The following is a 13,669-nucleotide window of genomic DNA, read 5'->3' on the forward strand; positions in this document are numbered from 1 at the left end:
AAAAAAGGCAGAACCTGAAACTCAGGTCCTGCCTTTTTATTATACTAATGCTTTACGCTTCAACATCGCAAGTCCATTCACCGCTAGATTCAATAGGGCCGGAGCTGAAAGACCTGTTTCCAAGTCTGTGTATTCCGCTCCATCCAGCTCTACCGTTTGCGGACTGCCGCTGAAATTTTGCACAAAAACATAATCACTTTCGCCATCTGTGCGAAGTTGTGCAGTCACACCTGCTGGAAGCTCACTATCCATCGCACGGGTAATTCCTGCCTTAGATGTGATCGCTGCGTATAGCTCAACATAGAACGAAGTGTCTTTCACACGGGTAGCAAGATGGTACGCATTTCCTTCACCAAAACGATTGACTGTAAGCGCTGGACGGCCCGCATAGAAATCGTTGCGATAATGCCCCAAAGCCTCTGCACCTTCCAAATGAATCAGCTCGGCTATCTCATGCGCATCGTAGTCACCGCTTAGCTTAAGTTTATTACCTACCTCCATTACTAACCCGTTCAGATCACGGCTGTGCAGCCCTTCTGTCTCCTCTGCCCAAATCCCCAGTGTTCTGCGCAGTGGACCAGGGAATCCTCCCAGATGACATAAATCCGTTTCGTTAACTACTCCTGACCAATAGGTTGCGAGGAAAGTGCCGCCTTGCTCCACATATTTCTCAATGCGCTTTCCATTCTCTTCACTAATCAGATATAACATAGGGGCAACAACCAGCTTGTAGGCAGACAGATCATCTCCAGAGCCTATAATATCAACTGGAATGCCCAGCTCCCAAAGTGCACGATAATGCTGTAGCACCGTCTCCTCATAACGTAATCCGGAATTACGGATGCCTTGCGCATCCTTTATCGCCCAGCGGTTGTCCCAATCGAAAATAATCGCCGTCTGCGCCGGAGTGGACGTACCCACTACTTCCGTCATTCCCGCCAGCGTCTTTCCTACTTCCGCTACATCTTGGAATACTCGAGTCTCGGAGTGGCCACTGTGGTCTACAACTGCGCCGTGGAACTTCTCACTTGATCCGCGGCTTTTGCGCCATTGGAAATACTGCACAGAATCCGAACCATGCGCTACCGCTTGCAAGGAAGACAGCTTGTGCATTCCGGGACGTTTCAGCTTACTGACCGATTGCCAGTTCGTAAGGGATGGCGTGCTTTCCATCAGCAGGAACGGTTTCTTTTTAAAAGAGCGCATTAAGTCGTAGTGCATCGCCGTCCATGCTGCCAATCTAGTATCGTCACCGTCTTCGGTATAATGCCAGTCTGGATAAGCGTCCCATGAGACCACATCCAGGATTTTGGCCAGCTCGCGGTAATCAATGCCATCGATCATATGCATATTCGTCGTGATTGGCAGCTCTGGATTATAAGGACGAACGGTATTGATCTCGTGCTGGCAGAAATCAATCGTCCGTTCACTAACAAAACGCCGCCAGTCAAGATTCAAGCCGTGTACTTGTGTCTCACCATGTGGAGCTGGGGATTCAATCTGTGACCATGAAGTGTAGGTATGGCTCCAAAAAGTAGCCCACCAAGCATGATTCACCTCATCCAAACTGTTATTATATTTCACTTTCAGCCATTCTCTAAAAGCATCCTGGCAGAGCTCGCAGTGACACTCCCCACCGAACTCATTCGAAATATGCCAACCGATAATGGCTGGATGCTGGCTGTACCGTTCCGCTAACTTTGCATTCAGAATTGCAGTTTTCTCACGGTACACTGGTGAGGTAAAGCAATGGTTGTGACGGAAGCCATGCAAATTGTGAACACGGTTACGCTCCACTCTTAAGACTTCTGGATATTTTTGCGACATCCATGCTGGGCGGGCACCACTTGGTGTTGCCAAGATAGCGTAAATCCCATTCTCTGCAAAAGAATCAAGTACACCATCCAACCATTCGAAAGTGAACACACCCTCTTCAGGTTCAAGAGATACCCACGAAAAAATGCCTACGGACATGACATTGCAGCCCGCCAGCTTCATTAATCGGATATCCTCACGCAATACTTCCGGATATTTCAGCCATTGTTCAGGATTATAATCAGCACCGTGCAGCATGACACCAGCTTTACTGCTTATCGGGGAATGTTTTTTATTCATTGTGTACGATCATCCTCTCAATTCTGCCCATTTATAGAATGGGACTATTCTCTGATGATAGGCTAGAAGCGTAAGCTATCTTATTCAGTAATCATCATTTATACTATTTATAATATAAGAAAATTCATTTCAATCAGTAGGAATATAGTCTCGAAGTGATAGCACAAAATGAAGATGAGGTGATAAACCTGCTACCTTTTTCTCTGATTGAATTACCGCGCGACTCTGGAACGTTGCCCCTATCCCCCTACTCTGTAGGTCGCCATATCCAATTCCATCATGTGCGCCCAGCAGGATTTCCTGTGTATCAAATCTTTTTAATCCGGACCGGAACCGGGTTATTTCGTGATCTGGAAAGTGGCACAGAAATCATACTGGAACCGGGGATGGCTTTTGCCTTCCCGCCCGATCGTGGTCATGAATATTATCCTACCTCTCATGAACCGTGGCATGTTGGCTTTATCGGCTTTCAAGGCAGTCAAGCTCATGGATTGCTGGAAGCGCTTGAACTGCTCCCTTCTGTTCCTTATCGAACGGATCGTTTTGAACAATGCTGGGAAGAAATCGGCCAAATCTGGCATACGGTGAATTCTCCTGCCCCCAATCGGCAGGACGAGATGTGGATGCAAGAGTTGTCTATCACACTCTATAGACTGCTCTTGATGCTGCGCCCTGCCAAGAGTTCAGAAGTCTCCGGTAATCGTCTAGCCTTTGAGTCGGTCCGAAATGAAGCCCTAACTACAGCCGTCGGGCTGATCAACGAACATTACACAGAACCGCTTCTGATCTCCAATCTTGCAGCAGCAGTCGGGTACTCCGTGCAGCATTTCCAGCGTTTATTCGTGCAGGAATATGGGGTCACTCCGCATAAGTATTTGCAGAATCTGCGGCTGGAGCGGGCGCTGCAATTAATGACGGAGGATGTGGAGATTCCCGTTCAAGATATAGCGCTTCAGCTGGGCATGGAGACTAATTATTTTATACGTGTCTTCCGAAAAAACTACGGCTGTACACCCGGAGTAATGAAAATACGTTTGCTACAAGACGAGCAAATGAAGTAACGCTTCCAAGCCTAAAGAAGATATTGTAAAATTAAGCAGATGATAGCTTGTAAATTGGGGGCACCTTAATGAAAACATTATCTGATATTAACTTTAGAGATCCCTATATCCTATCTGTGCCTGAACTTGAACAATACTATTTATTTGGCACAGATGGCCTAACAGCTTGGAGTGGCGCACCTCACGGCTTCGATGTATATATCAGCTCAGATCTTCAGGAATGGTCCGGGCCCATTGCTGCTTTTCGTCCAGATGCTGATTTTTGGGCTGATCATCATTTCTGGGCACCAGAGGTTCACCGCTACAACGGAAAATATTATATGTTCGCTTCTTTTAAAGGACATAGCGTTCCACGGGGGACACAAATATTAAGCGCGGAAACACCTGAGGGTCCTTATCTCCCTATCAGTAATCATCCGATTACCCCTGCTTCTTGGGAGTGCCTTGACGGAACGTTATATGTAGATAAAGAAGACAAACCTTGGATGATCTTTTGCCGTGAATGGATTGAAGTGACGGATGGAGAAATGTATGCCGTTCGGCTGAAGGAGGATTTAAGTGCTACTATTGGCGAACCCATGCTGCTTTTCCAGGCTTCACAAGCTCCTTGGACGGTAGGCGGCAAAGAAGGGCAATACGTAACTGACGGTCCTTTTATGCATCAGACTAGCAGTGGTGAGCTGCTTATGTTGTGGTCTAGCAGTGGAGCTAGTGGTTATGCCATGGGTTTAGCCCGATCCGTCAGCGGTGACATTAGCGGACCTTGGCAACATGATCCTGAGCCTCTTTATGCCAAAGATGGCGGACATGGAATGTTGTTTCGTGATTTGACGGGCAGACTTATGCTGGCCATTCATGCCCCAAATCTCAACCCACAAGAACGACCGCTGCTTATTGAGGTCCAGGAAAGCTCCAGAACGATTTCGATAAAATCATTGTAATGTAGAACGGAGTAGAACCCTTGGAACAAAAGATTAAGTCCTTATTTAATGACCAGATTGTAAGTGCTGCCTGCACGAAATACGGTATCCCCATAGATGAGCTAAGCTTCATTGGCGGATTTCAAAATTTCGTTTATGAATATCAACTTAGCAATCATCAATATATTCTAAGATTTACTCATAGCTCGCTGCGCAATATAGAATTGTTAACGGCTGAACTTGAATGGATTCTATACCTGGCAGATCATGGCGTTTCCGTATCAAGACCCGTAGGTTCTCTTCTGGGTAATCTAGTTGAGCAAATAGAGATTGGTGATTCATGCTTTATGGTATCTTCCTTTGAAAAAGCACAAGGGAAACGAATAGGTTACCCAGACTGCCTGAAGGATCTAGACCTCTATGAGCAGTGTGGCATGATCACTGGACAAATGCACAGATTAGCAAAATCTTATAAACCACAGTCCAAAAGACATGCGTGGCATCAGAACTACTACCTGCAGAATGTAACCAGGTTTATTCCTCCATCCCAAAGTGGTGTTTTGGAAAGCTGTAAGGCGCTTATGGATCAACTAAAGCATCTCGACGCTAATATAAATACCTATGGTCTCATCCATGGGGATATCAATGTAGGCAACTTTTTGGTCGACAATGGCAAGCTGACCTTGTTTGATTTTGATGAAGCTCAGTACAGCTGGTTTGTAGAAGATATCGCCATTCAACTGTATTATCTAGTCTACGTTTACGGGGATGATAGTATGGAGGACAGGCAGCTTCAATGTCAGCGTTTTATGGAGCATTTTCTAAAAGGCTACGTTAAAGAGAACAGTATTTCAGAAAATGAGCTGAAGCTAATTCCTCTTTTTCTTCGATTAAGAGAGATTATTGTTTATACAGGGATGTACCGGAGTTTTGATATGTCTAACCTAGATGATTGGACCAAAGATTATTTAACGCAGAGTAAGGCGAGAATCGAGAATAGCGTATCCATCATTGAATCTTATTTCTGAACAAACATCCAAAGCGTTTCATATGAATTGTCTCTCTTACAAAACCCACAGCTATCACTGTGGGTTTTGTGTTCTTTAAACAAGTCCATTTTTGCTTTTAAGAGGTTGATATGCCGTTACTCTATCCTAACTTGGACATATCGTATTATGAGACTTTTCCCAAAAATGCATATGAGGGGTTGGTTAAATGAGTGCTGTACCTCACAACAAAGCGAAGCAACAAGGTGTTTCCATTATTACCTGTACCAATCGCCATAATTATTTAAACAACCTACTCCAAAATTTCAGCAGACAAAGATATGCAAATAAAGAACTTATCATTATTATCAATAATAATAAAATTCCACTATCCCCCTACCAAACCTTAGCTAAAAAATACAAAAATATTAAGATATATCGTAAACCTGAACAGCAATCTCTCGGTTCATGCTTAAACTATGCCGTAACAAAATGCAAATATCATACCATCGCCAAATTTGATGACGACGATTACTATGCCCCTCATTATTTGACGGAAAGTATTCTGACCTTAAAAAGAACTAAAGCTGATATCCTTGGAAAACGGGCTCACTATATGTATTTACTAGGTTCAAAGACTTTGATTCTTCGTTTCGCAAATGATGAACACCGAATGGTTACCCATCTCCCTGGCGCTACGCTCGTCTTCAACCGAAAAGTATTCGATCATGTAAAATTTCCTAATAAAAACGTAGGTGAGGATGATCTCTTTTGCAGCAGAAGCAAAAAGAAAGGTTATAAGGTTTATTCTGCAAGTAAAAATAACTTCGTTGCCATACGTAGAAAAAACTCTTCAAAACATACATGGATCATCAGTGATAGTACACTAATAGCTAACCATAAGATCATCCGGAATATTAAAAACTACAGGAATTTTGTTGGACGCCGTCCAAAGATTTCGTTATGAAATTAACTGCTGAATCTACTTCATCTGCTGTGTCTATACTAACTTGTACAAAACGAATGGATTGTATTAAAACAATATTTGATAACTATCAACGACAGAATTTCAAATCTAAAGAGCTTATCGTGATCATTAATAATGATAGCTTGAAAATAGAAGACTATATACATGCTGCCAAAAAACATAAAAATGTACGGATCTATCAACTACCTGAATATCGTTCACTGGGGTTTTGTCTGAATTTTGGTGTGCACTTAGCGAATTATAGTTGTATCGCTAAATTTGATGACGACGATTATTACTCTGCCAACTATTTAACGGATAGTATGAACATCCTCCATAAAACTAAAGCTGATATCGTTGGAAAACGAGCTCACTATATGTATTTAACTGATAAGAAGCTACTTTTGCTTCGTTATCTTCATATGGAAAATAAACAGGTAACCAATGTTCAGGGTGCGACCCTACTCGTAAAACGAAATGTCTTCCAGCAGATTTCCTTTCCAGATTGGAATAAAGGTGAATGCGTTAAGTTTTGTGCGGATTGTGCTGCACAGGGCTTTAAGATCTATGCAGGAAATAAGTATAACTTCGCTGCGATTCGTAGAAAAAACTCCAAAGATCACACTTGGGTCGTTAGCGACAAGAAACTTCTAGCTCAAAATGTTAAAGTTCTAAACGTGAAAAACTTCAAAAAATACGTAACGCGAGGCTGATTTAATCAATCTAATCCTACCAGCTATGCCTTAGTAACCCAATAAAAAGACTGGACAGCAATATAGCTAAGCGGCTATTCGCATCCAGTCTTTCATATTTTTAAAAAGTATAATCGTAAAATTTCTCTGCATTCCTTAAGCTGGACCATACATCAGAACTTTCTCCGCCTATATACCAATAAGCTACTCCAGCTAGTTTTTTAGTAACCGCTAAGTTGTATTTTGTTATTAATGAACGCCCATCCTCAATCCAGATCGTATGTTTTATAGCTTGTTTCGAGTAGCCCGCGACATATTGTCCCAGCGAAGGATTCCACACGGGTCTCGATGCATAGCTGCTGATAATCTGATTTTGCTCCGGAAGCGTAATATATTGAGAGGATAAAACCGTCCCCTTCTGGTTCAATGTCCAATCCCGATTATATAAGGGCAATGCCAATATAACTTTTTGACTAGGTACAACTTTTAGGATTGTATTCACAGCCTTTTGATCATAAGAAAGCGAGGCATTGGACCCCGGAACTTGACTCCCGTCATAATGCTCATCATAACCCATCATCACCATATAATTCACTTGCTTGCCTAGGGCAGCATAGTCAAAAGCTTCTGTCCAATCCGTTCCAAGATCAGGGGATACATCCATCGACAGGATAACATCGAGCGAACGCATTTTCTCGACTAATAAAGTAATAAACGAAGTCAAATACACACGATCTTCGGCCGCTACATTTTCAAAATCTATATTTAGTCCATCTAATCCATATTTACTCACTAAAGCAGCTAACTGATTGACTGCCGTATTCCTTGCGGTTGTACTCAACAGCATCTGATGCGTCGCTTCTTGATCCGATCGATTGCCAACCATCGCCCAGACTTGCTTTTTATTCTTTTTTGCCCAAGTTACCAGCGAGGCATCTGTCGAATCCGTTACTGCCCCTGTTTTTCCAACATAATACCAACGTGGTGATAATGTATTGACGTTCGATTGCAGAACATGATTCTCAAATTGTGCCGTCGTGAGACCATACTGCCAGCCTATAACAATACGTTTGTCCAGACTACTTTCCAGCTCTGCCGCCCAGCTTGTATGTTGCAGCACCCGATCCATCAGCACTGCCGTCTCTTGCCTGGTTATCGGGTCCGTGGGCCGAAAATTTCCGCTATTATCGCCCTTCATTAATCCGCGATCATTAACCTTAGCAACAGCAGCACTTGCCCAGCTAGCAATTTGTTGCCGATCCTTAAAATTAGTTTGTGCGGCAGTTGCAGTGTTTGTTTGCTTTAGAGCTTTGGCTATCCACACAGCCGCTTCCTGCCGAGTGACTGCTTTTGCGGGTGCAAAAGTAGTTGCCGAAGTGCCGTTCGCCAGTTCAAGCTGAACCGCAGCCTGGATCCAGCCGTAATACCAAGCGCTTTTGGCTACGTCGGTATAAGGAGATACCGGACTCAACGCTGGATCAAGCTTCAACAGTCGATCAAGAACTGTTATAAATTCAGCTCTAGTAATCGATTGAGTAGGTGAAAATTTAGTATTCGAGGTGCCAGTTAATATATTCCGGTTATATAAATCTAAGATTTCTTTTTTTGCATAACTAGTGTTTATATCCTCAAAAGGAACCCCGTTATCGGCCGATATATGCTGAATAAATACTCCGGCGGCTAGCACGACAGCGAGGGTTATTATAGTAAATCTAGCAAATATATTTTTCACGGGTTAAGAGATTCCCCCTTGGTTATCAATCTTTGAATTATACCAAGGATACAATCAATAAACATCGCTAAAATATTGGTAGAGTACGATAGGATCAGCTCTTCGGATTACGCAAAAAGAGACTAAGAACCACACCACACAGCGCCAAGCCCAATGAAACTAGGAACGTGTCGTGGAATCCTGCAACCATAGCCGCTGAGGGTAGTTTCTGATTCCCTTGACTCATATGTGTAGCTATATTGGAAGTCAATAAGCCCGACATTATAGCGACAGCAAAGGAACCCACAATTTGTTGCGCAGAGGCAGTAAGTGGGGTAACACGGCTGATCAGATCCTTCGGAGCGGCCTTAAGCACATGTGTACCGAGCTGCATAGTAGTTAATCCTTGGCCAAGTCCCATAATGGCAAAATAACTGATCATAACGTATACACTTGTATCATTTTGTAAACGTGACAAGAGAAAGAGTCCGGTGGACAGCAGCACAAGTCCAGAGAACACAACGGGCCGAGCTCCATACTTATCAAATAACTTTCCTCCAATAATCATGCCAGCAAAGGATATTAATGCTTGGGGAATAACTAAAAGCCCCGATTCAAAGGAAGAAAAACCTCTGACCTGCTGCAAAAAAATTGGAATTAACAGAATCGAACCAAATAAGGCGAACTGATTAATCCAGGTCAAAATCATACCTTTACTAAATTCTAGAGATCGAAAAGAGCGAAGTTCCAATAACGGTTCTTTTTGGCGCAATTCCACGAAAATAAACAAGGCTAAAGCAATGAAGCTGAACGCAAGAGATATAATCGTTATACGATCCCCCCAGCCATCTACTCCCCCTCTATGCACCCCAAATACCAAGCTGGAGAAGGCGAGCGGTGATAAAATCACACCCCAAATATCCAATTCAGCTTTATTCCCCTTCTCTATTACCGGAAGAAATTTCACTCCAACAATCATTGCAATAATGCCAATGGGAACATTAATCAGAAAAATCCAATGCCAGCTGGCATATTCCAACAGCCATCCTGACAGTACAGGACCAAGAACAGGCGCAATTAACATCGGTAGTCCAAGCAATCCCATGATTGAACCTCTTTTATCGGGAGGTGCGATTTTGAATGACATAGCCATACCAATTGGAGCAATCATCCCTCCGCCTAATCCCTGCAAAATACGAAAGATTATCAGCTCTGTTGTGGATTGTGCCATAGAGCATAATAAAGAACCTATGGTAAACAATACGATCGAAGCTAAAAAAACACGTTTGGCAGTGAACTTATCCGAGAACCAACCGGCCAATGGGATAATTACGGATAAAGCCAGCGTATAACCCGTAATGGCCCACTGTATTGTTTTTAGGCTGGCATCAAAGGTTTTTTCAAGCTGCGGGATCGCTACATTCATAATTGTACTGTCGAGCATAACCAGCAGCATTCCTGTTATAAGTGCCAGTATTACGGGAAGTATTGCTTTTATAGAAAATTCTTTGGTGACTGGTTGGGATTGTTCCACTTGAAGATTACTCATGGGTCTATACACATCCTTTTTAATTATTACTAATAAAATTGCTAACTGCTGCCTCCTTTTTTTAAAAATCGCACCTTTAAACTAACAGTGTAAGATTAATATAGCACCCGTTTATTCACTTGTAAATATAAATATCTAACAGTGTAAGATAAAGCAGTAATCTAACGATGGTAGACCAGCCATTCATCTTCGCTTATGATAAAGAAAGACAGTAACAGGAGGTCGTTTCGATGAGAATCAAAAATCTGCAAATCACTGAACAAGATATAATAAAAGCTTCTTGGGTGCTGTTGGATGATATCGGCATAGAGGCATTTAGTATGCGTAAATTAGCAGAACTACTAAAAATACAAGCCGCCTCTCTGTATTGGCATTTTAAGAGTAAACAGAGCATTTTCCAGACGCTTGCTAATGAGGTCGCCAAAGAAGCCCTCGAAACTGCGAATCTCGAAGGTACTTGGCAAGAACAGTTATTTAATTTTGTGGACCGAATTCGTGGGGTTTTACATAAGTATCCTTGCTCGGCTCAGCTGATGATGAGAACCTTGCCTTCTGAACCTAATTATCTATCTTTGCTGAATACTTTGCTTCAGATCGTGGATCATCTTCCTTTAAGCGATAGTGATAAATTCTCCTTGATTGCATGCGTGTTAAACTATGTAATCTCATTCGAATTGGACAAATATGAGCAGGATCGAATAGACTTAGCCATGAAAAATGAACCTAATGGAGATGCTAGAGTGGTTTTTAAACAATCGCTTGAGCACTTATCCGGGGATGGACCTAATGTTATAAAACGAATGTACGAAAACAATATTTTTAATGAAATTGGCTCCGATAAGATGTTCTATACAGGTCTAAAAATAATGGTGGGCGGAATTGAACAGTTAGCTAATGAGCGACAAGAACAACAAGAACAACAAGTGCGACGGTAGAACTTAGGGATTTTTCACGAAAATAAATCTTGCACATAAAAAGGGCATCCCAGCAGCCAATTTCGGCTTTTGGAATGCCCTATTTTTTTAAAGAGCCCGAAATAAAAATTCTCCTGTGGACTGGATGTATCTATACATCACTCCACACGCTACTAATATCACCACACCAATCCCTAACATAACGAGATTACCATTTAGATCAGATAAAAGAAAACTCAAACCAAATGGAATCAGCAAGCTGATAAATCCTATAATCATCGCTACAAGGACTGAAGCACTTTGTTTAATTACAGAGACTTCATTGGTCCACTCCAGTTTAGGAAGCTTCAAGTTTACGATCACACCTACCATTGCGGTAAGACAAGCGTATAGGACGGGGATTATTAGCAATAACAAGCTCTCCATCCAGCCAGTGCCCAGAGAAATCATAAGAAGCACACTACTAACAATCACAATCGGCACAGTAATGGTGAGATTCACTGCGATTTTACTTAATAATATAGTTTTTGTCGGAACGGGAGCGCTTTTTAAAATCCAAATATGGTTACCTTCAAGCGAAATCGAACTCGAGGTCGTACAGCTTAATGCTACAAAGAAGGAAACAAATAGTGGCGCCAATCTGCTTAGATAATTAGAGAGTTCTGGTATCTCAATAATCTTTCCTAATTGCTCTGAGCTAACAAACAGTAAGGTGATCGCCATGACAAGTAGCATTACCATACCAATACTTGTATTTAGCACATATATAGAAGAACTGAAATAGCGGCGCAGCTCTTTTTTATACAATGTGTAAAGCGGTGAAGAGACTGCAAGTGACCTCATTTGATACTTATTCTTTGAGTAAGAAGTCGTAAGGCCTGTGTGTATTGCTTTATATTTGCTGCCAAGAATAAGGGTAAACAGCATAAAAGAAAGTAATGAAATTCCTATAAATAATAGTAAAGGAGCTACCTGATACGAGCAGACAGCATCTACATACATGACCGTCAAAGGATATAAGTTAAAGATTTGATCGGCAATTTGTGTGCTCATATCTGCAATTAACTGCGGGTCATTCCCATTCATTTGGCTTGAACCCAAAATAATAACAATGATTACGGCAAAAGTCAGAATGAGACTTATTAAACGACTTCCTTTAAACCGTGAGGAAATCCAACTAATCAATGCCCCAATAATCGTTGCAGCAATGATCGGCACTAATGGGATAAATAGCAGCGTTATCATGAAAAATAAATAATACACTACTGCCGGATTTACCTTTATAGCATAAACTACACCTGCTGGCACCATCACCATCAATGAGAACAGTATATTCAGCACGTAGAGCTGAACTACACGGCTTGCTACGATATGGCTCGTTTTGATAGGCAGCGACATTACGAGATCGTAATCTTTGGAGCCAAATAATACCCCACTCGCCTTATAGATCGTTGTAAAAAATCCAATCAAGCAAGTAACAGCCATCATAATCGCAAGCAGCAGCTCTGGCCGGCCTATCTGTTCAAGGGTCTCTGCTATCATGAAGCTATATCCAAACGAAACCACTGCCATCATGACAATCCCTATTAAGATACCGATGCTCAGCAAAAGCATTTTTCGTCTTTCTTTCATATCTCGTGTATGCAAAGCTTTATTTAACCCAAAGGATGAGATTAGCTGGATTTTCGTCAATCTCCAGATATTAATCATGTTTTATCAACTCCAAAAACACATCTTCGAGGCTGCTGTCACCCTTCACCTCTTCTGTTTTCCCATGAGTGATCAATTCACCCGCTTTGATAATGGCGATCTTATTGCAGAGCTTCTCGGCCACGTCCAGTACATGCGTCGAAAAAAAGATCGCACTGCCCTGGCTGCAAATCTCCGCCATAATTCTCTTGAGCGTGTGTGCCGCTTTTGGATCAAGTCCCACAAAGGGTTCATCCAGAACCAGCAGCTTCGGTTTATGAATAAGCGCAGAGATAATCGCGAGTTTCTGTTTCATACCATGAGAATACGCGGAGATCAAATCCCCCAGATTAGAGGTAATCTCAAATTCATCGCTATATTTCTTTATCAGTAACTCCCGATCCGCTTTCGATACGCTAAAAAGATCACCAATAAAATTCAAGTACTGAATGCCCGTCAGATGATCGTATAAATCCGGATTATCTGGAATATACGCAGTAATCGCTTTGCAGGCTAAGGGATCTTTTTTAATGGAGTACCCACCAATCTCGATATCCCCCTCCTCAAAATCTAATACTCCGACCACTGCTCGGATAGTCGTTGTTTTCCCTGCACCGTTATGACCGATAAAACCGTAGATGTCACCTTTTTCGACCACCAAATTCAGATCATTTACCGCCTTCTTGCCACCCTTATAGCTTTTGGTAAAATGTTTGATTGTCAACATCTTGCCACTCCCCTTCCAATCTCATAACACTCTCAATATGCCATATTTACTGTAGCTTCGTCGTCTCCAATATACGTTTCTTATAATACGTTTAGCCCGTCCAGATAGTTCATTCGTTTGCAAATATTTTATTTTGAGATTTTCACCTCTAACGGGTGGGATAAAATTACGATTAAGTGCAACACGGTCCGTAAGGGCAAACAAACTACTTTCTAAGCATTCTACTCCGGAACAGTAGCAATCTACCATTGATAGTGGTAGCCATTCCTACGTATCGGACCGAGGCGCCCTTATTTCGCAAATTCACGCTCTTTTCCACCCCGTTCGGACTCAGATGC

The 13,669-nt window shown here is 42.2% G+C and carries 11 protein-coding genes; 6 read left to right on the forward strand and 5 right to left on the reverse strand.

What is annotated here, in order from left to right:
• Nucleotides 1-39: 39 nt before the first annotated feature.
• Nucleotides 40-2,115 carry a beta-galactosidase gene (locus tag NSQ91_RS19025; protein ID WP_076277801.1) on the reverse strand — a complete coding sequence of 692 codons (2,076 nt, stop codon included), beginning with the start codon at nucleotides 2,113-2,115 and terminating at the stop codon, nucleotides 40-42.
• Between the two features lie 155 nt (nucleotides 2,116-2,270).
• Between NSQ91_RS19025 and NSQ91_RS19030 the strand changes: the two genes are divergently transcribed.
• From NSQ91_RS19030 to NSQ91_RS19050, 5 genes are all read left to right on the forward strand, one after another.
• Entirely contained in the window at nucleotides 2,271-3,176 is a 906-nt protein-coding gene (locus NSQ91_RS19030; protein WP_254847677.1) for a helix-turn-helix transcriptional regulator, read from the forward strand.
• Between the two features lie 68 nt (nucleotides 3,177-3,244).
• Nucleotides 3,245-4,117, forward strand: a complete 873-nt coding sequence (locus tag NSQ91_RS19035; protein WP_076280095.1) for a glycoside hydrolase family 43 protein — start codon at nucleotides 3,245-3,247, stop codon at nucleotides 4,115-4,117.
• A gap of 20 nt (nucleotides 4,118-4,137) precedes the next feature.
• Complete coding sequence (locus NSQ91_RS19040) at nucleotides 4,138-5,124, forward strand: phosphotransferase enzyme family protein (RefSeq protein WP_076304459.1); 987 nt, start codon at nucleotides 4,138-4,140, stop codon at nucleotides 5,122-5,124.
• Nucleotides 5,125-5,311: 187 nt separating this feature from the next.
• Nucleotides 5,312-6,049 (forward strand): glycosyltransferase, encoded by a 738-nt coding sequence (locus tag NSQ91_RS19045; RefSeq protein WP_076280093.1) that lies wholly within the window; start codon nucleotides 5,312-5,314, stop codon nucleotides 6,047-6,049.
• Nucleotides 6,046-6,762 (forward strand): glycosyltransferase family 2 protein, encoded by a 717-nt coding sequence (locus NSQ91_RS19050; protein WP_076217837.1) that lies wholly within the window; start codon nucleotides 6,046-6,048, stop codon nucleotides 6,760-6,762. Before NSQ91_RS19045 ends, NSQ91_RS19050 begins: the two co-directional genes overlap by 4 nt.
• 100 nt (nucleotides 6,763-6,862) lie before the next feature.
• On the opposite strand, the gene NSQ91_RS19055 is transcribed toward NSQ91_RS19050, so the two are convergent.
• A complete protein-coding gene (locus NSQ91_RS19055; protein WP_081391865.1) occupies nucleotides 6,863-8,473 on the reverse strand; it encodes an S-layer homology domain-containing protein in 1,611 nt (536 codons plus the stop codon).
• A 94-nt stretch (nucleotides 8,474-8,567) separates the two neighbouring features.
• Nucleotides 8,568-10,001, reverse strand: coding sequence for an MDR family MFS transporter (locus NSQ91_RS19060; protein WP_076304460.1), 1,434 nt, complete (start codon nucleotides 9,999-10,001; stop codon nucleotides 8,568-8,570).
• Between the two features lie 230 nt (nucleotides 10,002-10,231).
• On the opposite strand from NSQ91_RS19060, the gene NSQ91_RS19065 reads away from it, so the two are divergent.
• Nucleotides 10,232-10,936 carry a TetR/AcrR family transcriptional regulator gene (locus tag NSQ91_RS19065; protein ID WP_076304461.1) on the forward strand — a complete coding sequence of 235 codons (705 nt, stop codon included), beginning with the start codon at nucleotides 10,232-10,234 and terminating at the stop codon, nucleotides 10,934-10,936.
• A gap of 87 nt (nucleotides 10,937-11,023) precedes the next feature.
• Here the strand turns inward: NSQ91_RS19065 and NSQ91_RS19070 are convergent, their stop codons facing one another.
• Together NSQ91_RS19070 and NSQ91_RS19075 are read right to left on the reverse strand one after the other, a co-directional pair.
• Nucleotides 11,024-12,625, reverse strand: a complete 1,602-nt coding sequence (locus tag NSQ91_RS19070) for a hypothetical protein (RefSeq protein ID WP_076304462.1) — start codon at nucleotides 12,623-12,625, stop codon at nucleotides 11,024-11,026.
• The gene (locus tag NSQ91_RS19075; RefSeq protein ID WP_036688363.1) at nucleotides 12,618-13,331 is read right to left on the reverse strand and encodes an ABC transporter ATP-binding protein; all 714 of its coding nucleotides are present in this window, start codon (nucleotides 13,329-13,331) and stop codon (nucleotides 12,618-12,620) included. The genes NSQ91_RS19070 and NSQ91_RS19075 overlap by 8 nt, the downstream gene beginning before the upstream one ends.
• Nucleotides 13,332-13,669 lie beyond the last annotated feature (338 nt).

Source organism: Paenibacillus sp. FSL R7-0048, assembly GCF_038004505.1.
Lineage (GTDB): Bacteria > Bacillota > Bacilli > Paenibacillales > Paenibacillaceae > Paenibacillus_AQ > Paenibacillus_AQ odorifer.